The sequence below is a fragment of the Amycolatopsis sp. NPDC049159 genome (assembly GCF_040648295.1).
Taxonomy (GTDB): Bacteria; Actinomycetota; Actinomycetes; order Mycobacteriales; family Pseudonocardiaceae; genus Amycolatopsis; species Amycolatopsis pretoriensis_A.
Genome location: NZ_JBEZDL010000030.1, coordinates 1 through 21,951, shown reverse-complemented (window position 1 = coordinate 21,951; position 21,951 = coordinate 1). Strand labels below are relative to the sequence as shown.

17 protein-coding genes and 1 pseudogene are annotated in these 21,951 nt (G+C 71.9%); 6 read left to right on the top strand and 12 right to left on the bottom strand.

What is annotated here, in order from left to right; translation table 11 throughout:
- Positions 1-12 precede the first annotated feature (12 nt).
- The 5 genes from AB0B33_RS40750 to AB0B33_RS40730 all read right to left on the bottom strand — a co-directional run bounded on the left by AB0B33_RS40750 (position 13) and on the right by AB0B33_RS40730 (position 6,165).
- A complete protein-coding gene (locus AB0B33_RS40750) occupies positions 13-1,068 on the bottom strand; it encodes a substrate-binding domain-containing protein (RefSeq protein ID WP_360782056.1) in 1,056 nt (351 codons plus the stop codon).
- 20 nt (positions 1,069-1,088) lie between these two features.
- The gene (locus AB0B33_RS40745) at positions 1,089-2,087 is read right to left on the bottom strand and encodes an ABC transporter permease (protein WP_360782054.1); all 999 of its coding nucleotides are present in this window, start codon (positions 2,085-2,087) and stop codon (positions 1,089-1,091) included.
- A complete protein-coding gene (locus AB0B33_RS40740) occupies positions 2,084-3,583 on the bottom strand; it encodes a sugar ABC transporter ATP-binding protein (protein ID WP_360782052.1) in 1,500 nt (499 codons plus the stop codon). The genes AB0B33_RS40745 and AB0B33_RS40740 overlap by 4 nt, the downstream gene beginning before the upstream one ends.
- Positions 3,580-4,764 carry an ROK family transcriptional regulator gene (locus AB0B33_RS40735; protein ID WP_360782050.1) on the bottom strand — a complete coding sequence of 395 codons (1,185 nt, stop codon included), beginning with the start codon at positions 4,762-4,764 and terminating at the stop codon, positions 3,580-3,582. Before AB0B33_RS40735 ends, AB0B33_RS40740 begins: the two co-directional genes overlap by 4 nt.
- Positions 4,765-4,992: 228 nt before the next feature.
- A complete protein-coding gene (locus tag AB0B33_RS40730) occupies positions 4,993-6,165 on the bottom strand; it encodes an ROK family transcriptional regulator (protein WP_247025107.1) in 1,173 nt (390 codons plus the stop codon).
- Between the two features lie 311 nt (positions 6,166-6,476).
- Between AB0B33_RS40730 and AB0B33_RS40725 the strand changes: the two genes are divergently transcribed.
- Entirely contained in the window at positions 6,477-7,550 is a 1,074-nt protein-coding gene (locus AB0B33_RS40725; protein WP_360782048.1) for a spore photoproduct lyase family protein, read from the top strand.
- Positions 7,551-7,616: 66 nt separating this feature from the next.
- Entirely contained in the window at positions 7,617-9,749 is a 2,133-nt protein-coding gene (locus AB0B33_RS40720) for a hypothetical protein (protein WP_360782045.1), read from the top strand.
- A 6-nt stretch (positions 9,750-9,755) separates the two neighbouring features.
- Here AB0B33_RS40720 and AB0B33_RS40715 read toward each other — a convergent pair whose 3' ends face one another.
- Both AB0B33_RS40715 and AB0B33_RS40710 read right to left on the bottom strand, forming a co-directional pair.
- Complete coding sequence (locus AB0B33_RS40715; RefSeq protein ID WP_247022825.1) at positions 9,756-10,715, bottom strand: glycine betaine ABC transporter substrate-binding protein; 960 nt, start codon at positions 10,713-10,715, stop codon at positions 9,756-9,758.
- A gap of 8 nt (positions 10,716-10,723) precedes the next feature.
- Entirely contained in the window at positions 10,724-13,069 is a 2,346-nt protein-coding gene (locus tag AB0B33_RS40710; protein WP_360782043.1) for an ABC transporter permease subunit, read from the bottom strand.
- A 321-nt stretch (positions 13,070-13,390) separates the two neighbouring features.
- Between AB0B33_RS40710 and AB0B33_RS40705 the strand changes: the two genes are divergently transcribed.
- Positions 13,391-13,828 (top strand): hypothetical protein, encoded by a 438-nt coding sequence (locus AB0B33_RS40705; protein WP_360782041.1) that lies wholly within the window; start codon positions 13,391-13,393, stop codon positions 13,826-13,828.
- Between the two features lies 1 nt (position 13,829).
- Here the strand turns inward: AB0B33_RS40705 and AB0B33_RS40700 are convergent, their stop codons facing one another.
- From AB0B33_RS40700 to AB0B33_RS40690, 3 genes are all read right to left on the bottom strand, one after another.
- Positions 13,830-15,248, bottom strand: coding sequence for a metallophosphoesterase family protein (locus tag AB0B33_RS40700; RefSeq protein ID WP_360782039.1), 1,419 nt, complete (start codon positions 15,246-15,248; stop codon positions 13,830-13,832).
- Positions 15,249-15,262: 14 nt separating this feature from the next.
- Positions 15,263-15,667 carry a hypothetical protein gene (locus tag AB0B33_RS40695; RefSeq protein ID WP_360782037.1) on the bottom strand — a complete coding sequence of 135 codons (405 nt, stop codon included), beginning with the start codon at positions 15,665-15,667 and terminating at the stop codon, positions 15,263-15,265.
- A gap of 198 nt (positions 15,668-15,865) precedes the next feature.
- Positions 15,866-16,843, bottom strand: a complete 978-nt coding sequence (locus AB0B33_RS40690) for a metallophosphoesterase family protein (protein WP_360782035.1) — start codon at positions 16,841-16,843, stop codon at positions 15,866-15,868.
- A gap of 158 nt (positions 16,844-17,001) precedes the next feature.
- Between AB0B33_RS40690 and AB0B33_RS40685 the strand changes: the two genes are divergently transcribed.
- The gene (locus tag AB0B33_RS40685) at positions 17,002-17,994 is read left to right on the top strand and encodes a hypothetical protein (protein ID WP_247022821.1); all 993 of its coding nucleotides are present in this window, start codon (positions 17,002-17,004) and stop codon (positions 17,992-17,994) included.
- A 93-nt stretch (positions 17,995-18,087) separates the two neighbouring features.
- Here AB0B33_RS40685 and AB0B33_RS40680 read toward each other — a convergent pair.
- Both AB0B33_RS40680 and AB0B33_RS40675 read right to left on the bottom strand, forming a co-directional pair.
- Positions 18,088-18,360, bottom strand: a pseudogene (locus AB0B33_RS40680) (IS982 family transposase); the annotation flags it as partial.
- 50 nt (positions 18,361-18,410) lie between these two features.
- Positions 18,411-19,907 (bottom strand): alpha/beta hydrolase, encoded by a 1,497-nt coding sequence (locus AB0B33_RS40675; protein WP_360782033.1) that lies wholly within the window; start codon positions 19,905-19,907, stop codon positions 18,411-18,413.
- Between the two features lie 107 nt (positions 19,908-20,014).
- On the opposite strand from AB0B33_RS40675, the gene AB0B33_RS40670 reads away from it, so the two are divergent.
- Positions 20,015-21,148 (top strand): histidine kinase, encoded by a 1,134-nt coding sequence (locus AB0B33_RS40670; RefSeq protein WP_360782031.1) that lies wholly within the window; start codon positions 20,015-20,017, stop codon positions 21,146-21,148.
- Positions 21,145-21,750 carry a response regulator transcription factor gene (locus AB0B33_RS40665; RefSeq protein WP_360782028.1) on the top strand — a complete coding sequence of 202 codons (606 nt, stop codon included), beginning with the start codon at positions 21,145-21,147 and terminating at the stop codon, positions 21,748-21,750. Before AB0B33_RS40670 ends, AB0B33_RS40665 begins: the two co-directional genes overlap by 4 nt.
- The last annotated feature ends 201 nt before the right edge of the window (positions 21,751-21,951 follow it).

Below are 21,951 nucleotides of genomic sequence, written 5' to 3'. Positions count from 1 at the left end.
GGAAAGTCCGCGTCAGGAGTCGAAGCCGACGTCCAGGTACTGGTCGACGTTCTCCTTGGTGACGACCGCCGAGTACGTCTTGATCTCGGCCGGGATGTCGTGCTCGGCCAGGTCGCCGATCCCCTTGGCCTGCCCGAGCAGCCGGGCCAGCGCGACCGCGGTCGAGGCCATCGACGGGCTGTAGAGCACGGTCGCCTTGATCGGCGACGAGTCGGCCTTGATCAGGTTCATCATGTTCTTCGAGCCGGCGCCGCCGACCATGATGAACTCCTTGCGGCCCGCGGTGTCGATCGCGGCGTTGACGCCGATGCCCTGGTCGTCGTCGTGGTTCCACAGCGCGTCCAGCTTGGGCGCGCCCTGGAGCAGGTTCGCGGTCTGCTGCTCGCCGGACTCCGACGTGAACTGCGCCGAAACCCGCGGGCCGACCTTGAACCCGCTGCGCCCCAGCGCGTCCGCGAAGCCCTTGCTGCGTTCCTGGGTCAGCGGCAGCGAGTCGATGCCCGCGACCTCGCCGATGACCGGGTTGGCGACGTTCTTCTTCTTGAGCTCCGCGGCGATGTAGTTGCCCGCGTTGACGCCCATCCGGTAGTTGTCACCGCCGATCCACGTCCGGTACGCCAGCGGCGTGTCGAAGACGCGGTCCAGGTTGATCACCGGGATGCCGGCGTCCATCGCCTGCTGCCCGACCGACGTGAGCGCCTTGCCGTCGAAGGGCAGGATCACCAGGACGTCGACCTTCGCGTTGATCAGCGTCTCCACCTGGGAGATCTGCTGGTTGACGTCGTTGGTGCCCTCGGTGGCGTTGAACTTCACCTCGCTGAACTTCTGCGCCTGCGCCTTGGCGTTCTTGGTGATCGCCGCGATCCAGCCGTGGTCGGCGGCCGGCGCGGAGAAGCCGATGGTGACCGGCTTGCCGGGCTGGGCGTTGGTGCCCGCGTTGGCGACCGGCGCGTTGGACTCCGAGTTCGCGGGCGTGTTCGACGTGCAGCCGGCCAGCAGCGCGCCGGCGCCGACGGCGGCCCCGCCCAGCAGGAATCCCCGGCGGCCGAGGAAGGGTTGTTCGGTCATGACGGCCTCCAAAGGTGGTACTACGGACCGGTCCTGGCTTTCCTGGCCCGGAACTGCAAGAGCACGGCGAGCACGATGATCACGCCTTTGGCGATGTTCTGGATGTCGGTGTCCAGGTTGTTGAGCGTGAAGATGTTCGACAGCACCGTGAAGATCAGCACGCCGATCAGGGTGCCGATCAGCGAACCGCGGCCGCCGGTCAGCAGCGTGCCGCCGATGACCACCGCCGCGATCGCGTCGAGTTCGTAGAACATGCCGTTGGTCGACGCCCCCGCCGTCGTCCGCGCGACGACCATGAGCGCGGCGATTCCGCAGCACAGCCCGGCCACGCCGTAGACGAGCGCGAGGTGGCGCTTGACGTTGATCCCGGCCAGCCGCGACGCCTCCGCGTTGCCGCCCACCGCGTACGTCCGGCGCCCGAACGTGGTGCGGTTGAGCACGACCCAGCCGACCGCGAACACCAGCGCGAACAGCCAGATCAGCGTCGGGATGCCGAGGAAGCTGCCCCGGAAGAAGGCGAGGAAGCCCTGGTCGGCGACGACCTGGGTGCGCCGGCCGCTGATCCGCTCGGCGAGCCCGCGCGCCGAGACGTACATCGCGAGCGTCGCGATGAACGGCACGACCTTGCCGTAGGCGACGAGCACGCCGTTGACCAGCCCGCAGCCGAGGCCGACGGCGAGCCCGCAGACCACCATCACGAAGGGCCCGTAGGACTGCGTCGCCAGCGTCGTCAGCCAGACGCCGGCCAGGCCGACCATCGAGCCGACGGACAGGTCGATGCCGCCGCTGATGATCACGAACGTCATCCCGACGCTGACCACGCCGATCGCGGCGGCCAGCCGCAGGATCGTCGAGATGTTGCTTTCGGTGAAGAACAATTCGGGCCGGGTGAACTGGCCGACCAGGCACAGCACGACGAGCACGCCGGCCAGACCGAGCAGCCGCGGGTCGGCGGAGAAGGTGAACCGCCGCCGCTGCGCGGGAAGCGCTTCCTGTGGTGGTGCTTGGGTTTCGGTCATGCCGCGCTGCCTTCCAGGATCACGTCGAGCACCTCGGCCTCGGTCAGCCCGCCGGAGGGCCGGTCGGCGAGGACGCGGCCCTCGCGCAGCACCAGCACCCGGTCGGACAGCCCGAGCACCTCGGGGATTTCGCTGGACACCAGCACGATCGCCACGCCGGTCGCGGCCAGCTCGTCGATCAGCCGGTACAGCTCGGCGCGGGCGCCGACGTCGACGCCGCGCGTCGGCTCGTCGAGCAGCAGCACCCGGCACCCGCGGACCAGCCACCGCGCGAGCACGGCCTTCTGCTGGTTGCCGCCCGAGAGCGTGCGGACGATCCGCCGGGGATCGGCGGGCCGCAGGTCGAGGCGCCGCAGGCTCGCGCCGGCGTCGTCCAGTTCCCGGGCCCGCTCGGTGAAGCCGAGCTTGGCGTAGCGGCCGAGGCTGGCCAGGGTCACGTTGTGCACCACCGGCAGGTCCAGCAGCAGGCCCTGGCTCTTGCGCTCCTCCGGCGCGAGGCCGATGCCGGCCTTGACGGCGTTGAGCACGCTGCCGGGCCGCAGCGGTTTCCCCTGCACGGCCACGGTCCCGCGGTCGGCCTTGCGCGCGCCGAAGATCGTCTCCAGCAGCTCGCTGCGGCCGGAGCCGACCAGCCCGGCGATGCCGACGACCTCGCCGGCGTGCACGGTGAAGCTGACGTCCTCGAACTCGCCGGTCCGGGCCAGGTTCGCGATTTCGAGGACCGGCGTGGTCTTGGCGTGCCCCTCGTGACGCGGGCCGAAGACGGTCTCGACCTTGCGCCCGGCCATCAGCGCGACCAGGTCGGCGGTCGGCGTCGTGCGGGCGTCGAGTCCGGTGCCGACGGTCCGGCCGTCCTTGAGCACGGTCACCCGGTGCCCGATCCGGCGCAGTTCCTCGAGCCGGTGCGAGATGTAGACGACCGCGACGCCGTCGGCGGTCAGCTCGCCGACGATGCGGAAGAGGTTGTCGACCTCCTCGCCGGCCAGCGCGGCGGTGGGTTCGTCCATCACGAGCAGCCGGGCGTCGTGGGCCAGCGCGCGGGCCATCGACACCAGCTGCTGCCCGGCGGCGGAGAGCTTGCCGACCTCGGTCGACGGGCGGATGCCGGGGTGGCCGAGCCGGGCCATCAGCCGGGCGGCTTCGTCGCGGGCCTGCGAGATGCGCGTGAACCCGAAGCGGGCGCGTTCGTGGCCGAGGAAGATGTTGTCCGCCACCGAAAGCCCGGGCACCAGGTCGAGTTCCTGGTACATGGTGGCGATGCCCAGGCGCAGGGCGTCGACCGGGGAGCCGAGCGAGACGGGTTCGCCCTGCCAGGTGATCTCCCCCGTGTCGGGCTGGTGGGCGCCGGCGAGGACCTTGATGAGCGTCGACTTGCCGGCGCCGTTCTGCCCGAGCAGGCAGTGCACCTCGCCCGGTTCAACGTCGAGGTCGACGCCGTCGAGCGCGCGGACGCCGGGGAAGCTCTTCACGATCCCGCGGACCGAAAGCAGACTCATACCGTGGCCTCCTCGACGAGCGTCGGGTTCGCGAACAGCCGCTCGGCCGCCAGGTGGGCGGCTCCGCGCAGCGGGGCCTTCAGGCCGAGCCGCGACGGCACGACCCGGGCGTGGCCGAGCGGCCGGGCGGCGAGCTCGACGCGGACCGGTTCGACCAGCCACTCGCCGAGTTCGGCGAAGTAGCCGCCGAGCACGACGACGTCCGGGTCGAGCACGTCGACCACAGTGGACAGTGCGACGCCGAGCGCGACGCCGAGTTCGTGCACCGCCGTGACCGCGCGCTGGTCGCCTCGCCGGATGCGGTGGGCGAGCAGGCCGACCCGCCCTTCGACGCCGAGGGCGGGGTCGTGCAGCGGATCGCCGGGCGGGGCCGCGGCTCTCACGACCGCGGCCAGGTTCGCTTTCGTTTCCAGGCAGCCGGTCCGGCCGCACACGCAGCGTTCACCGGACGGGTCGACGGCGATGTGCCCGACCTCGCCCGCGAAGCCCCGCGCACCGCGCAGGATGGCGCCGCCGGAGACGAGCCCGCCGCCGACGGTCGTCCCGCCGCTGAGGTAGAACAGCTCCGCGGGCCCCTCGACCGATTCGGCGAGCGCGCCGAGGTTGGCATCGTTGTCGACGGCGATGGCCTCGGCCGGGACGGCCAGCCGCGCCGCCATCAGGCCGGCGATTTCGGCGTCCCGCCAGCGCAGCGCCGGTGCGAGTCTGAGCACGGCGGCGGCCGAGTCGACCAGCCCGGGCACCGCGATCGCCACCCCGACCGGCGGCCCGGGCAGCACCCGGTGGGCGAGGTGGGCGAGTTCGTCCATGCCTCTCTGCAGGCCGAGCGCGGCGACGTCGACGGTTTCGGCCCGTTCGGCCAGCACCCGGCCGGTGAGGTCGGTGACCACCGCCGACAGCCGGTCGGCCTCGATGCCCAGCGCCAGCGCGTAGGCGTCTTCGCCGTGCAGCTCGACCAGCCGGCTCGGCCGCCCGTTGCCGGGGAGGACCCCGGCGGGCCGGACCAGCCCGCGCCCGGCGAGGTCGGTGAGCAGCCCGGGTACCGCCGACTTCGCGATCCCGCACCGGGCGGCCAGCTGCGTCCGCGAGAGCGGCCCGGTCCGCAGCGCGCGCAGGACCGCGGCCAGGTTCGCGGTCCGGGGGCTCGCCGGATCGGCTCGCCTCGTCCCGGTGACGGCCACGGTGCCCCCAACTTGTGCTGCGCCCTGAACGGACTTTGTCTCTCAGGCAGCGAAAGTAGGGTGGCGCGCATCACTCGTCAAGGTGAGGTGGGCGCCCTGTGCCCGGTTTTCACCCGGATAGACGTGCGAAACCGGACAGACTTTCGCACTTTCGATGCAAAAGTCTGTCCGGTTCAGACATTACTACGCGAGGTTGCTCGGCGACCGACCGTGAACCCGCGCGCGGGTTCAGCTGCTGAGCGTGAAGGCCCGGTCGGTGGCCGACCAGGCCGCGCCGATCACGCCCGCCGTCTCGCCGAGCTCGGAGAGCACGATCGGCAGGTTGCCCGTCGCCAGCGGCAGCGACCGCCGGTACACCGCGCTGCGCACCTCGGCCAGCAGCTGGTGCCCGAGCTGGGCCACCCCGCCGCCGATCACGACCATCCCCGGGTTGATGAAGCAGACCAGCGACGCGATGACCTGGCCGAGCCGGCGCCCGCCGTCGCGGATGAGGTTGACCGCACCGAAGTCACCTGCCGCCGCCGCGCGGCCGACGTCACGCGCGGTGACCGCCCCGCCGTCGGCGGCCACCTCGGCGAGGTGCGCCGACCGGCCGCTGCGGGCCAGCGCCAGCCCGTCGCGGGCCAGCGCCGCGCCGCCGAAGTAGGCCTCCAGGCAGCCGACCTCGCCGCACGCGCAGGTCGGGCCGAAGTCGTCGAGCCGGATGTGCCCGATGTCGCCCGCCGTGCCCGCGACCCCGCGGTACACCTTGCCGCCGAGCACGATGCCGCAGCCGATCCCGGTGCCGATCTTGACGAACATCAGGTCGTCGGTCGAGCGCGCGACCCCGGCGTGCCGCTCCCCGAGCGCCATCGCGTTGACGTCGTTGTCCACCGCGACCGGGCAGCCCCACAGGCCGCCGAGGTGGTCGCGCACGCTGAACCGGTCCCACCCCGGCATGATCGGCGGCGCGACGGCCATGCCCTCGGCGAAGCTGACCGGCCCCGGCAGCCCGATCCCGGCGGCGACCAGCCGCCCGGGCGCCTCGTCCCGGACCTTCTCGGCGAGCGCGGCGACCCGCCGCAGCACGGGGTGCGGCCCCTGCCGCACGTCGCAGTCCTCGACGGCGTGCGCGAGCACCTCGCAGGAGGCGTCGGTGACCGCCACCCCGACCGACGTCGCGCCGACGTCCACCGCGAGCACCCGGAGGTCACCGGCGAGCCGGACGAGGGTCGACCGCCGCCCACCCCGGCTGGCCGAGGGCCCCGCGGCCTCGACGAGCCCGACCTCCGCGAGCCGCGCCACTTCGGCCCCGACCCGCGCCCGCGGCAGCTCGAGCCGCTCCCCCAGTTCGACCCGTGACATCGGGCCTTCGTCCCGGAGCAGGGTGAGCAGCCGGGTCTGGTGCCGGGTTTCGACCATCGAGTGCTCCGTGCCGGATACCGCGCTCATTCGCCTCAGCCTACTGCGTCGGCCGCCCGGCTTCGCCGCGTCCCGAGTGGACGGACCCCGGTGCGCGAATCTCCGCCCTTCCCGCGGCGGGGCGAAAATGCGCACGCTCCCCTTTCCGTTCGGAAGAAACCCTTTCTTTCCGTGGCCGGCCACGCGCTGTACGCCGAACTCGGCGACGTCCTCGGGCAGGCGCGGTACCGGGCAACGTCGGCATGCCCGAGGAGAGCGCGGGCCGGTGCGTCCATGAGCCGCCGTCGGCTACGGTCGGTAAGCTCGGTCCGGTGAGCGACGCCGAACGGGACCGACTGCTGGCGCCGTCGCGCATCTACGTCGAGCCCGCCGCCGCCGAGCTCCCCCGCGGCCGCCAGGTGCTCGACCGCTTTCCGGACGCGACGCGGGTCGAGGTCGACAGCCACTGGCGGATCCCCGAACTGCACGGCGACGAGACCAACGTCCGGCGCTGGGTGCGGATCAAGCGCGAAGCCCTCGTGCTGGGCACCAAGAAGTCGCTCACCGCCCGCCCCAACGGCCGCTCCGCCGACTTCATCGCCCCCTCCACGTCGAACGGCTGCGCGATGGCGTGCGCCTACTGCTACGTCCCGCGGCGCAAGGGTTATTCGAACCCGATCACGGTCTTCGCGAACATCGAGCAGATCACCGGCTACCTGACCCGCCACATCGGCAGGCAGGGCCCGAAGCCGGAGCCGAACCAGTGCGACCCCGAAGCGTGGGTCTACGACATCGGCGAGAACTCCGACTGCTCGGTCGACGCCTTGATCAGCGACAACGTCAGCGACCTGATCGCGCTGTTCGCCGGGCAGCCGACCGCGAAGGCGTCGTTCGCCACCAAGTACGTCAACCGCGGCCTGCTCGGCCTGTCCCCCCGCGGCCGCACCCGCGTCCGGTTCTCGCTCATGCCCGAGCGGCCGGCGAAGCTGCTGGACCTGCGCACGAGCCCGATCACCGACCGGCTCCAGGCACTGGACGACTTCGTCGAAGCGGGGTACGAGGTCCACGTGAACCTCAGCCCGGTCGTCGTCTACCCGGGCTGGCTCGACGACTGGACCGCCCTGCTGAAGGACCTCGGCGACGCGACGAACGCGGCCACGAAGGCCCAGCTGGCCGCGGAGGTCATCATGCTGACCCACAACCGCGCCCTGCACGAGGTCAACCTCGGCTGGCACCCGAAGGCCGAGCAGGTGCTGTGGCGTCCCGACCTCCAGGAGACCAAGCGCAGCGAAGGCGGCGGCGTCAACGTCCGGTACCGGGCCGGGCAGAAGCGGGCTTTGCTGGACGAGCTGCTGGATCTGATCGCCGTGCACGCCCCCTGTCTGCGGGTGCGCTACGCCTTCTGAACCGCCCTGGTGCTGTCCCGTCTTTGACCTGTGCGGGCGGCGATCGCTGAACTAGCATGCCGATGTGTGACGGACGGGGCGCGCGGGGAAATCGAAGAACTCGAGGCAATCGTCCGATCGGCGGAGCGGACGCTGAGCCGGACGGAACACCCGCCGCCCGACGCGCGGGCGTTCCTGGAAGAGCTCGCTCACCGTTGCCGTGACGGGGAAATCGGCCCGGAACCCGTCGACACCAGCACCGGCCTCTTCCGCACCGAGAACGGGCGATCGCGGTTCGCGCGGCCGGACGTCCGGGACTACCTGGCCGCGCACCACGTGGTCCGCCGCCACCCGCGTGGTCCCCGGCTGGCGGCGCCGGCGACGTGGAAGTACTTCGTCCCCCGGAAGAACTGGCCGTGGCCCGACGCCGGGGTGCAGGCCTTCCTGGCCGCGCTCTGGTGGCAGCCCGCGAAACCCGCGGTCGAACGGCGGCTCGGGAACCTCCTGCACAAACGGCACCGCGAGCCCAACCTCCGGTTCGTCGTCGACCTGCTCCGCCGAAATCTGGTGCCGGGCAGTGATCTTCGCCGGCGGACGATCGACGTCCTGCGCGACGCGGTCCGGGACGACGAGCTGGACGACGACCGGTGGACGGCCTCCCTCGAGCAGCTCCAGCTGATCGACCCGGCCGTGGCCGCGGACGAACTCGACGCGATGATCACCTTCGCCGCGCCGACCGCCAGTTCACTTCGCCGGTACCACGCCGTCGTCGCGCTGATCGACTACGACCGGGCGCGGGGCATGAAGGCGCTGAAGATCCTGGCGCGGAACCCGACCGGCACCGCTCAAAACCGCTTCGACACGGCGATCCTCATCGGCGAACTCGACGAGGCCGCGGGCGTGGTGGCCATGCAGCAGCTGGCGGGCACCGAAGGCATGGGCGATCTGCGCGTGGACGCCGCGATCGTCCTCCACCGCCCCGATCTGCTGAGCGAGCTCGTCACGGGTGGAGGCGACCTGTCCGACGACGCACGTTTGCGAGCGCTCGGCGAACTCCTGCCGGTGGAACCCGGAACCGCGATCACGGCCGCCGAACGGTTCGCGGAGACCGCGGCGGACGAAGAGACTCCACTGCGGATCGCCGAGCTGGTCCGGCCGTTCGACGGCCCGGCGGCGCTGCGGATGGCGACCAGGATCGCCGGGCGGGAAGACAAGCGAGCCGACAGTGAAGTGCGGTACCGCGCGGTTCTCCTGATCGGCGGGATCGACCCGGCGCAGGCCGTTCCCGCGTTGCGCCGGCTGTCCGAAAGCGAGGCCGCGACCTTCCGGGTCCGGCTCCGGGCCGCCACGGGGATCGTGACCGAGCACCGCGGGCCGATCGACGCGGTCGTCGCGCTGGCGAACGCTCCGCGCCTGGCGTGGGCGGACCGGGCCGAGGCCGCCGAGACGCTCGAAGAAACCGATCCCGAGACCAGTGCGCGGTTGCTGGTGACCATCTCGAAGTCGGGGCCGCCCGACGCCGGCCGGCTCACCCTCCTGCGACAGGCCCACCGGATCGACTCACGGCAGGCCGTCGGCGCGATCACGGAGCTGATCAAGGACAAGCACGTCGCCGGGCCGACCCGGGTGCGCGCAGTCGAACTCGTGGCCACGACGCTGGGCACCGCCGTCGTCATCGGGCTGTACGCCGAGATCGTCGCCACCGCCGATGGCGAGAGCGCCAGGGCCGCCGCGAAGAAGGTCATCGCCATGGGCCACCCCGACGGCCCGCGGCTGATGGGGAAGGTGGCCGACCGGACGGACGAGAAGCCCGAGTTCCGGCTCGACGCGGCACGCGAGGCAGGTCCGCACGGGAGGAACGCGTTGCTGAGCCTGGCGCAGAAGGGACGTCCCGACTCCCTGCGGCTCAACGCGGCCAAGGCGCTGTACACGATCGACCGGTCCAGTGGGCGGAAGGCCTTGGAGCAGCTGGTCAAGCGGGCGACGCCGGGCCGGGTCCGGATCGACGCGGCGAAATGCCTCCCCGGACCCGCGGTGGTGGGCGCGCTCGCCACCATCGCCGAGGACCGCCGCGAGCGGGCGCCCGTCCGGCTGGACGCCGCCGAACAGGCCTGGGACATCGATCCCAAACGTGGCCGGCTCCTTGTAGAAGCACTGGCGACCGACCCGTCGATCCCGGCCAACCTCCGGGAACGGGCCCAGAACCACCTCCGGCGGTGACCGGCTTCAGCTGATGAAGCCCGCCGACTTCAGCCAGTCGCGGGCCACCTCCGCCGGCTTCTGGCCGTCCACGCTCACCTTCTTGTTCAGCTCCGTCAACGTCGCCGTGTCCAGCTTCGCCGCGATCGGCGTGAAGACCTGCTCCAGCTGCGGGTACTTCTGCGCCACCCCCGACGCGATCGAGATGGCCGGGTTGTACGTCGGGAAGAAGTGCTTGTCGTCCTCCAGCACGACCAGCTTCTGCCCCGCCACGCGGCCGTCCGTCGAGGCCACCTCGCCGAAGCCGCACGTGTCGCCCTTGCCGACCGTCGGGTAGATCACCGCGTCGTTGAGCAGGTGCTCCTGCGGGGCCGGCAGGTCGAAGCCGTACGTCTTCTCCAGGCCCGGGAAGCCGTCGTCGCGGCTCTTGAACTCCGGGCCGATGCACGTCGAGGCCGCGGCGGGGTCGCGCTTCACCAGTGCCGCGTAGTCCGAGAGCGTCTTGACGCCGGTGCGGGCGATCGCCGCCGGGTTGCCGGCCAGCGCGTAGGTGTCGTTCGCCGGCGAACGCGCCCACCACGTGACCTTGTTCGCGGCGTCGGCCTGCTTGACCGCGTCGTACTGCGCCTGCGCGTCGGCGATCGGCTTGGTCTGCTTGAGGTAGCTGATCCAGGCGGTGCCGGTGTACTCCCAGTACAGGTCGACCGCGCCGCTCGTCAGCGCCTGGCGGACGTTGCTCGAGCCGGTGATGTTCGTCTTGTCCTGCGGGCTCGCCCCCGCCGCCTGCAGCGCGACGACGGCGATCTGGCCCAGCAGCAGCTGTTCGTCGAACTCCTTGGAGCTGACCCGGATCTGCGCGCCGCTCAGCGCGTCGATCTTCTTGATGGACCCCTGGCCCACCTGGGGGCCGGACTCGTCCTTGCCGATCGTGCAGCCGGCGGCCAGCACCACGACGAGTGCGGAAACGGCGGCGAGCGTGCGTCGCATGGGTCCTCCTAGGGTTGCATTCCGCGCGGGTGCAGGACTTCCTCGGCGAGCAGGCCCAGCCAGTCGGCGAAGAGCGCCAGCGCGGCGACGACGATGCCGAAGGTCAGGCTCAGCACCGGGCGGTACAGCCCGATCCCGGCGACGAGGCCGCCGCCGAGACCGCCGCCGTCGATGAACGTCGCCAGCGTCGCGCTCGCGACGGTGAGCACCAGCGCCGTCCGGATCCCGGCGAGGATCACCGGGACCGCCAGCGGGAGTTCGATCCGCCACAGGATCGCCGTCCTCGTCATGCCCATGCCGCGCGCGGCGTCCACGAGCGTCGGGTCGACGCCGTCCAGCCCGACGATCGTGTTGCGCAGCACCGGCAACGTCGCGTAGACAACCAGCGCCGTCACCGCCGTCGTGGTGCCCGTGCCGATCCACAGCGCGAGCAGGACGACGAGCCCGATCGACGGGATCGCCTGGCCGAGGTTGCCCAGGCCCAGCCCGATCGGCCGGGCCCAGCGCGCGCCCGCGCGGGTGAGCAGGATGCCCAGCGGCAGCGCGATGGCGATGGTGCACACCGTCGAGATCAGCGTCAGCCGCAGGTGCGCGCCGAGTTCGGCGAAGATCTCGCCCGGGTTGAGGTAGCGCTGTTCGATCGAGTCGATCGGGTGGGCGCGCACGATCAGGAACAACGCCAGCAGCGCGAGGGCGAGCAGGACCGGGCGCACGAGCAGCCCCAGCCGGCGCCGCCGCCGCTTCTCCGGCGCCGCGGTCTTCTCCGGCGTCTCGACCACCGCGGGAGGCGGCGGTCCGACGGCCGGCTCGAGCGCCGCGACCAGGCGGGCGACGTCGCAGACGCCCCCGTTCCCGGTGACCGAGACCGCGGTGCTGCCGGTGCGGACCATCGTGTCCAGCGCGTCCCGCAGCGTGGCCGTGGCGGGTACCGACGGCAGCCCGTCCGCGGCCGGGCCGAGCGGCACGTCGGCCACCGGGATCAGCGCGAGCCGTTTGAGGTTCCGCTTCGAGCCGACGAAGGTCGACACGTAGTCGTCGGCCGGCGCGGCCAGGATCGCCTGGGGCGTGTCGTACTGCGCGAGCACCGACCGCGGCCGCAGCACCGCGATCCGGTCGCCGAGCTTGAGGGCCTCGTCGAAGTCGTGCGTGACGAACACGATCGTCTTGCGCACCTGCCGCTGCAGGCGCAGGAGCTCGTCCTGCAGCCGGGCGCGGGTGATCGGGTCGGTGGAGCCGAACGGCTCGTCCATCAGCAGCACCGGCGGGTCCGCGGCCATCGCCCGCGCCACGCCGACGCGCTGCTGCTGGCCGCCGGAGAGCTCACGCGGGTAGCGGAGGCCGTGCTCGGCGGTCAGCCCGACGACGTCGAGCAGCTCGCGCACGCGCCCGGCGATGCGCCGCCGGGTCCAGCCGAGCACCCGCGGCACCACGCCGATGTTGGCGTCGACCCGCAGGTGCGGGAACAGCCCGACCTGCTGGATGACGTACCCGGTGTGGCGCCGGTGCTCGTCGAGGTCGAGCGCCGAGACGTCGGTGCCGCCGATCGTGACGGTTCCCGAGGTGGGCTCGACCAGCCGGTTGATCATCCGCATGGTCGTCGTCTTGCCGCAGCCCGACGGGCCGGTGAGCACGACGATCTCGCCCGCCGGGATCCGCATCGAGAGGCCGTCGACCGCGGGCACCGCGCGGCCCGGGTAGAGCTTGCTGACCTCGCGCAGTTCGATCGTCTCGCCGCCGGTGCCGGTCGGCTCCCCCGGCGCCGCTTCGAGGCGGGCGCGCGGGCGCCGCCACGCCGTCAGCTTGCCGACGAGCACGAACGCCAGGTCGAACAGCAGCGCCAGCACCATGATCCCGACCGTCCCGGTCAGCACCTGGTTGAGGGAGTTGACCGAGCCGAACCGGCCGAGGCCGTCGAAGATCTCGTTGCCGAGGCCGGGCCCCTTGACGTAGGCGCCGATGGCCGCGATCCCGATCGTGATCTGCGTCGACACCCGGATGCCGGACAGGATCACCGGCCAGGCCAGCGGCAGCCGCACCCGCCACAGCACCCGCACGCGGCCGAGCCCCATCCCGTGCGCGGCGTCGACGACGGCCGGGTCGACCCCGCGCAGCCCGACGATCGTGTTGCGCGTGATCGGCAGCAGCGCGTAGAGCACCAGCGCGAAGAGGACGTTCGTCAGCCCGAGCCCGAACGGGCCGATCAGGATGCCCAGCAGCGCGATCGAGGGGATGGTCAGGAAGGCGGCGGTGGTCGTGGTCGCGAGGGAGCCGAGCCAGCGCCGCCGGTAGGTCAGCACGCCGAGACCGGTGCCGATCACCACGGCCAGCGCGACCGCGGCGAGGGTGAGGTCCACGTGCAGGATGGCGTCGTTGACGACGTCGATCCAGTTCTCGCGGAGGTACTCCCACCAGCTCAGGGCTGCGCTCCTCGACGTCGCGGGCGGCGGTCCACCGGCCGCGTCCGGAGTGCGGCCGGGCTCCAGCCCAACACGCCGACGGTGCTCCTGTCCACCGCCGGGTACCCCTATCCGTCGCTTCCGCCACGCCGCGGCTCGATCTTCGACGGGGGTACGGCGCTCCAACCAGGTCCGCCCGCGGGTATCGGCCGAAAGGACGAGGTCCGCTGTCCCTTCGGCCGAGGTGACCGGCCGGGGCGCTCCCCTAGCTTGACGACCATGGAGTTCACCGCGAAGCGCGTCGGGGTCGCCGTGGTCGCCGCCGGGGCCGCGGCGGTCGCCATCGGGGCGACCGTGATGGCCGCCGCCGCCGATCCCGTCGCGCCCGAGGTCGTCAGCGCGACGCCGGCCGACGCCGGGCACGAGAACGAGGGCAAGTACACCGCCGGGGACTACGTGCTGAACGTGCACGAACTCGACGACGACGGCCAGGGCACGAGCACCGCCATCGGGCCGCGCACGACGTCCTACTCGAAGACGGTGCACGGCACCGGGTCCTGGACGCCGACCGTCGTCAAGTTCTCGGCCGGCCGGGACGGCGACGGGCCGATCGTGTTCAGCTACCCCGTTCCCGCGCCGGGCCGGACCGTCGACTGCGTCGCGTCCGGCACCGAAGCGGCACCCCAGGTGCGGTGCGAGACCAAGCCCGCCCGGTAGGTCACCCGCGCCGCAGCACCACTTCGTCGATCTTGTCGCCGGCTTCGCCGAGCGCGCGCACCGTCAGCTGCCCCGGCGTGACGTCCACCGCCACCAGCCCGTAGCCGCGGTAGCGGACCCGTGACCACGTCACCTTCGTGTCCGTCGGGGTCGTGCTGCCCTTTTTGTACGACTTCATCGTGGCCGCGGAGTCGTTCTCGTGCCCCAGGTAGCTCTCGGGCGCCTTCCGGTAGAACGCGTCCAGGGCCTGCCCGCCGCCCCCGGCCGTGACGTAGGTGGTGCCGTCGGTCTTCGGGTTCACCACGCCGGTCTTCGTGGTCCCCTTCCCCGCCTTGATGGGGTCGGTGCGCTCGTAGAGCCGGTTGTGCGCGGTGAGCACCAGGTCGACGCCGTGCTTGTCGAACAGCGGCGCCCACTTCTCCTGCGCGCCGCGCTCGGCGCCGTAGCGGTCGCCCGTGCTGTACACGGAGTGGTTGCAATAGACCACGACGAACTCGACGGCCGGGTCCGCGCGGAACTTCCCGAGCTGCGCGTCCAGCCACTTCAGCTGTTTGCCGGCGGTGTAGCCGAGCTTGGCCGGGAAGCGGTAGCAGACATCACCGGCGTCGAGGCTCAGGAACCCGACGTTGTGGTAGCGCCACGAATAGATCCCGGTGGACCCGCTCCACGCGTTGTCCGGCATGGCGAACCGGGCCCGCATGCCCCCGTTTCCGGTGCTGTCGTGAAACTTCTCGTACTCGCGGTGGCCGGGCGTGACCAGCCACGGGATCCCGGACGCCACCGGGTCGTTCTGCGCGAAGAAGGAGTCCCACTTCCGCGCGTCGTACTCGAAGTCCTCCGAGGCGGGCTTGTCCTCGGGCTCGTGCATCGCGTAGCTCAGGCCGCCCAGTGCCAGGTGGAACGCCGGGGCGAGGTCCGCGACCCGGCTGTTCGACGCGATCGCGTTGTAGCCGACCCCCTGTTCGCCCGCCGCGGTGAAGGTGAACGCGCCGGAAGTGCCCGCCGTGCGGAAGCTCGCGACCTCCCCGAGCCGGTCCGCGGCGACGGGGTCGTAGCCCGCGTGCCCGAGCACGTAGTGGTACGTCGTGCCCGGCGCCAGCTCGGTCAGCTTCGCGTGCAGGTAGTACTGCGTGGAGGTGGCCGGCGCGTGCGGCGGGAAGTCGTGCTCCTCCGGCTGCTGCCAGGACAGCTTGCTCTCCAGCGGGCGCACTTCGGCGGCGATCGGCGCCCCCAGCGTCGTCGGCGAAGTGCCGAAGCGGACGTAGGGCCCGGTCACCTTGCCGGGCACCTGCCACGACACGGTGACCTGCGTGGCCGGGTCCGCGCCGAACGCCAGGTGCCTGCCGAACGGGCGCAGCGTGGCCCCGGCGGCCGGGGCGGCGGCCCGGAACAGCGCACGCCGGGAAAGGTTCGTGGTCATCGCGTGTCCTCCGGTCAGCCGCGGCGGATGGTCAGGTCGTCGACGAGGACGTTGTCTTCGGTGAGCGCCCGCACCTTCAGCCGGCCGGGTTTCCCGCCGGCGGCCGGCGTGACGTCGACGTGCACCAGGCTGTAGCCGCGGAAGCGCACCCGCGACCAGGTCACCTTCTTCCGGTGCCCGCCACCGTCTTCGTCGTCCCACCGCATGGTCACCGTCGCGTCGTGGACGTGCCCGAGGTAGGAATCGCCCGCCGCCTCGTCGATCCAGTCGTTGATGCTCTCGCCGCCACCGCCCGCGGTGATGTAGGTGACCCCGTCGGTCTTCGAGTTCACCGTGCCGCCGGGCGCGACCTGCTTGGTGCCCTGGCCCGCCTTGATCGGGTCGGTGCGCTCGTAGAGGTGGTTGTGCCCGTTGAGCACCAGGTCGACCTGGTACTGGTCGAAGAGCGGGGCCCACTTCTGCTGCGCGCCGAGCTCGGCGCCGTTCGCGTCCGAAGTGGAATAGGTGCACTGGTGGCAGTAGACGACGATGAACTCGATCGTCGGGTCGTCGCGGAACTTCGCGAGCCGGCTCTTCAGCCAGGCCGTCTGCCTGCCCTCGGTGTAGTCCAGGTTGGACTAGCTGTTGTAGCAGATGTCGTTGCCGTCCAGGCTGATCAGGCCGACGTTCTGGTAGCGCCAGGAGTAGATGCACGTCGAGCCGTCCCACGCGTTGTCCGGCATGGCGAACCGGGCGCGCATGCCGCCGTAGCCGTGGTCGTCGTACCAGCCCTCCATCTCGTGGTTGCCGATGGCGACCATCCACGGGATCCCGGCCGCGACGGGTTCGTTCTGCGCGAAGAACGAGTCCCACTTTCGGGCGTCGTACTCGTCTTCGTCCGGGTGCCCGCCTTCGCCGTTGAGCGCGTAGCTCATGTCCCCCATGGCGAGGTGGAACCGCGGGCCCAGGTCGGCGATGAGGCTGTTGGTGGCCAACGCGTTGTAGCCGACGCCCTGGTCGCCGAACGCCGTGAAGGAGAAGCCCTCGGTGCGGCCCGCCGCCGGCGCGGTGCGGAAGGTGCCGACCTCGCCGGCCCGGCCGCTGGTCGCCGGGTCGTAGCCCTGGTGGCCGAGCACGTAGTAGTACGTCGTGTTCGGCACCAGGTTGTCGAGCTTGATGTGCTGGTAGTACTGCGTGATCGCGGACGGGCTGTGCGGCGAGAAGGTGTGCGTCGCGGTCTGCCACGACAAGTCGCTCTTCAGCGCGCGCACCTCGGCGGGCACGGTCGCGCCGTAATCCCCTTCGGCCGTGCCGATCCGGAGGTAGGGCGCGCTCACCTGGGCCGGCGTCTGCCACGAGACGACGACTTGCCGCGAGGCGTCGGCACCGTAGGCGAGGTGCCGTCCGAAGGGCCGCAGCGTCGAGCCCGGCACGGTTTCCGCGCGCAGCAGCACGGCCGGTCCCGGCCGGGGCGCCGGGGCGGCCTCGGCGGTTCCCGGCAGCAGGAGGCGCCCCGCGGCCAGCGCGGCACCGCCGGCCGCGGCACCGCGGAACACACTGCGCCGCGTGTGCTTCCGGACGTTGTGGTCGTACCACTCGGCGAGCCGCAGTTCCATGCCCTCAAGTTAAGAAACTTTCCTAACTACGTCAAGAGCACGACCGGACACCGACGGTTGCCCCTAGTCGATCAAGTCGGTACAGTCCGGTCCGTCAAGAGGTTTCCTTGGCAACGCCGCGTTGTTTCGCCCGAGCCCCCATGGCCTTAGGAGCACACGTGCGCACATTCCGCCGGTTCACGGCACCCGCAATCCTCCTCGCGGCGGTCCTCGCCGCCCCGGCCGGCACCGCCCACGCCGCCACCGCGAAGTGGCCGGGTGACCCGGCCGTCGCGGTCGCCGACGCCGCCGGCGTCTTCGGCGAAAACCTCAGCGGGCTCTCGTTCGCGGGCGCCGACGTGCTGTGGGCGGTCAAGAACGGCCCGGGCACGCTGTACCGGCTCGTCCGCACCGGCACCACCTGGGGCCCGGACCCCGCGAACGGCTGGTCGTCCGGGAAAGCCCTGCACTACCGCGGCGGCAGCGGCGACCCGGACGCCGAGGGCGTGGTGGCCACCCCCGACGGCGTCTTCGCCGCGACCGAGCGCGACAACGACGGCGACGGCAGCCTGCTCAAGGTGCTGCGGTACGACACGACGTCCTCGGCGAAGTCCCTGAACGCGACCGCCGAGTGGGACCTCACCGACGACCTGCCCGCCGTCGACGACAACGGCGGCTTCGAGGGCATCACCTGGATCCCGGACTCCTTCCTGACCGCGGGCGGCTTCCGCGACGACCACACGAAAGCCGCCTACAACCCCGCGACCTACGCCGGCCACGGCACCGGCCTCTACTTCGTCGGGCTCGAGGACGAAGGCAAGATCTACGCCTACGCGCTCGACCAGGCCGGCGGCGGGTTCACCAAGGTGGCGACCATCGCGTCCGGGTTCCCGAAGGTGATGGAGCTGGAGTTCGAGCCGGCGACCGGCAGCCTCTGGTCGGTCTGCGACGACACCTGCTCCGGCAAGACAGCGACGTTGAAGCTGGTCAACGGCAAGTTCACCGTCTCGGCCACCTACGCGCGGCCGTCGAAGATGCCGAACTACAACAACGAGGGCTTCGCGATCGCCCCTGGCTCGACGTGCGCGTCCGGCCGCAAGGCGGTGGTGTGGGCCGACGACGGCAACGACGGCGACCACGCCCTGCGGACCGGCACGCTCCCCTGCGCCTAGCCGAGTAATGCGCGCTTGCGGTTGCGGTAGGACGGACGAATCAGCCGGATCCCGCGCTTGGTGGGGTTCGTGGTCGCAGATCGCCATGAGCACCTGCCGCTCGTCGACCTCCGGGTCGGCCGGCGCCCAGGCGATCGGCAGTCCGGCCGGGGTGCAGACCAGGTGCAGCCGCAGTCCCCAGAACCAGCGCGAGTGTGAGCCGCAGAAGCCGTACTTGGCCCAGCCGGCCAGCTCCGAACGCTTGACCGTGGGCCGGGACCGGCCGTACTCCACCGGGGTCCACAGGTCGGTATCGGCCGCCAGCCAGCGCATGACGAGCTTGATCAGTGGCAGTGCGGCACGCAGGCGGCGGTTGTAGCCGGATTGGCCGGCGGGCAGGAACCGTAGCCGGCGGGCCTCCCTTCGTCCACCGCCGGTCACCACCCAGACTTACGCATTACTCGTGGCGGGCCGTGTAGCCGACTTCGATACAGACCCTGGTCCGCGGCGCAGAAGGTGTCGTGACCCGCGCGGCGGCCCGTGACCAGGTAATCGGTCACCGAATCGTTGCCGCACTTGTTCGTCGCGAAGACGTACACGCCGTGCCCGCCCTGGTCGACGGTCACCAGCCGGGCGCGGTCGCCGAACGCGGACCGCAGCCGCAGCGCGCCGGGCAGCGGCGTCGCCGGGTCGCGGAGGTTCTGCACCATGAGGACGTCCGACGGGCCCCGGTCGCCGATCCGCACCCGCGGCTCGCTCGGGGCCGGCCAGAACGCGCACGGCCGGATGTTGGCCGCGAACGCGCCGTACATCGGGTAGCGGATCCCGTCGACGGCGACGGTGCGCTGGTAAGTGCGAACCGAACCCGGCCACTTCGAGTCACCGCAGACGACGCCGAGGTAGCCCGCGGCGAAGTTGTCGGTCGTCTCGGCGGCCGCGGCGGCCGGTTTCGCCGGCTGGTTCGTGTCGAGGTCGTGCCAGAGCTCGGCCAGGCCGGGCAGGAGGGCTTCCGAACGCAGGTAGAACGCCGTCACCGTGCGGAACGTGGTGCCGTCGATCCCCTGCACCGGCGACTCGTCCAGGCGCCCGGCGAGCTCGAAGAACTTCGCGGTCACCGCTGCGGGCGTCGCGCCGAGGCCGTACTTCGCCGGCTCGGCCGCGGCGACCTTCGCGAAGTCGGGGAACCGCGTCTGGAAGCCGAGGGCCTGGCTGCGCAGCGCGTCGACGTCGTAGCCGTCGGGACCGAGGCTGCTGTCGAGCACGATCCGGTCGCCGCGGTCCGGGAACAGCGTCGCGTACACCGCGCCGAGGTAGGTGCCGTACGAAGCGCCGTAGTAGGAGATCTTCGGCTCCCCCAGCGCGGCCCGGATCCGGTCCACATCCCGCGCGGTGTTCGCCGTGGTGATGTGCGGCAGGAGGCCGCCGGTCGCGGAACCGGCGCACTGCCGGGCCACGGTTTCGGCGGTCCCGGCCGCCGTGACGACGTCGGCGGCGGTGCGCGGGGTGGGCGGGTTCAGCGCGGTCCCCCGCTGCTCGGGTGTGAGGTCGCAGGTCAGCGGGGTGCTGTGGCCGATGCCGCGCGGGTCGAAGCCGATCAGGTCGTAGCTGTCGCGCACCGCCTGCGGCAGCCCGCCCTTGACGAGCGTGGCCGCGAAGTCCAAGCCGGTCAGCCCGGGTCCGCCCTGGTTGAGCAGCAGGACGCCGCGGCGTTTCGCCGGGTCGGCGCTCGCCAGCTTCGAGACGGCGACGCTGATCGTGGGCCCGTCCGGGTGGCGGTAGTCCAGCGGCACGTCGAGCGTCGAGCACCGCAGCCCGGGTGCGGTCACATCGGCCGGGCACACGCCCCACGTCAAAGCGGCTCTCGGAGCAGCGACGGCCGGCGCTCCCGCCGTCACGGCCACCGCGACCAGCGCCGCCGGTAAGAACTTTCGCATCGGAACTCCTCGTCGCATCGGCACAAGATCACGACACCACGCCCCGCCGAGCCCACCCCGTGCCATTTGTCATGGGCGATTTCTCCCGGATCGGTAAGGTGACCGGGATGGGTGGACGTGATCAAGACCGGTTCCCGGCGCGCCGGTGGCCGGACTGGAGTTTCCGGCGGACCCGCCGCCAGCGGGTCACCACGATCGCGGTCAACGCCGCCGCCGTCCTCGGCCTGACCGCCCAGGTCGCCGAAATCGACCACGAGAACCCCGGCGGGGTGCGCAGCGGCATCGCGTTCGCCGCGCTCGGCTGCTACGCCGCCGGCTACCTGTACGTCTTGTGGTCCGGACCTTCGGCGTCGCGCCGGCGGCGGGGCACGCTCGTGGCCGCGGTGTTCGCGCTCGGCGCCGTCCCGGCCGTCGTCCTGGGCTCACCCGACTACCTGACCGAGCTGACCTACGCCGTGGCGCTCGGGTTGATGCTGCTGCCGCTGCGCTGGTCGCTGCCGCTCGGCTTCGCGACGGTGGCCGGGCAGATCACGTGGATGGCGCTGGGGACCGGGCACGTGACCTGGTCGCGGCCGATCACCCTCGCCGGGGTCACGATCGCGCTGGGCACGGTGTTCGCGCTGATCTTCACCATCGGGCACCTGCAGGCCGCGCGCGAACAGGTCCGGAACCTGGCCGTGACGCGGGAACGCGAGCGCGTCGCCCGCGACCTGCACGACATCCTGGGGCACAACCTGTCGACGATGAGCCTGAAGCTGGGGCTGGCCCGGCGGATCCTGGAGTCGCCGGGCAGTCCCGAGCCCGCACTCGCCGAGATCCGCGACCTCGAAAACCTGTGCCACCAATCGCTTTCCGACGTGCGGGCCACCGTTTCGGGCTACCGCGAAGTCACGCTGGACACCGAACTCGCCGGCGCGCGGGCGGCCCTGCGTGCGGCGGGTGTGCGGGCCGAGCTGCCGGGCACCGCCGCCGACGTCGACCCGGCGCTGCGGGGCGTGTTCGGGTACGTCGTGCGCGAAGCCGTCACCAACGTGCTGCGCCACTCGGACGCGACGAGGTGCCAGGTCCGGCTCGGGCCGGGGTGGGTGGAGGTCACCGACGACGGGACCGCCACCGCCGACGCGGCACCGGGGCACGGCCTGACCGGGCTCACCGAGCGCCTGACCGCGGTGTCGGGCGCGCTCGAACACGGCCGCGGCCCCCGCGGCGGCTTCCGGGTGTACGCCGAGGTGCCGGCGTGATCCGGGTCCTGCTGGCCGACGACCAGGCGCTGGTGCGCGGCGCGCTGGCGGCGATGCTGCGGATGGAGTCCGACCTCGACGTGGTCGCGGAAGTCGGTTCGGGCACCGAGGTGCTGGCGGTGGCGCGGCGCACGGCACCGGACATCGCGCTGCTCGACGTCCAGATGCCCGGGCGCGACGGCATCGAGGTGACCGGGCAGCTGCGGCGCGCGCTCCCGGCGTGCCGGGTGGTGATCTGCACGACGTTCGGCCGTCCCGGCTACCTCTCCCGCGCGATGACCGCGGGCGCGGCCGGCTTCGTCGTCAAGGATTCGCGGCCGGAGCAGCTGATCAACGCGATCCGGCGCGTCCACGCGGGGCTGCGTTTCGTCGACCCGGCACTGGCCGCCGAGTCCCTCGCCGCGGGCGCCAGCCCCCTGACCGACCGCGAAGCCGACGTCCTCCGAGCCGCGGCGGGCGGCGGCACGGTGGCGGAGATCGCGACGGCGCTGGGCCTGTCCCACGGCACGGTCCGCAACCACCTCTCCGCGGCAATCGGCAAGACGGAGACACGCACCCGCGTCGAAGCGGCGCGCATCGCGGAAACCAACGGCTGGTTGTAATCCCTGGACCGTTCGGCGCAATTCTCGGTCTCCCGGAACCGGGACCTCCCGCGGGGCGTCAGTATGGGGGCTTTCAACGGGGGGTGTGCTGATGCCGGAGGGGAATCCGCTGGTCGCGGAGTCGAAGCAGGACCCGGACGGCCCCGGCGCGTTCACCGCCGGCAACGGCGACTACGGCTGGGCCGGCGGCATCGGCATCGC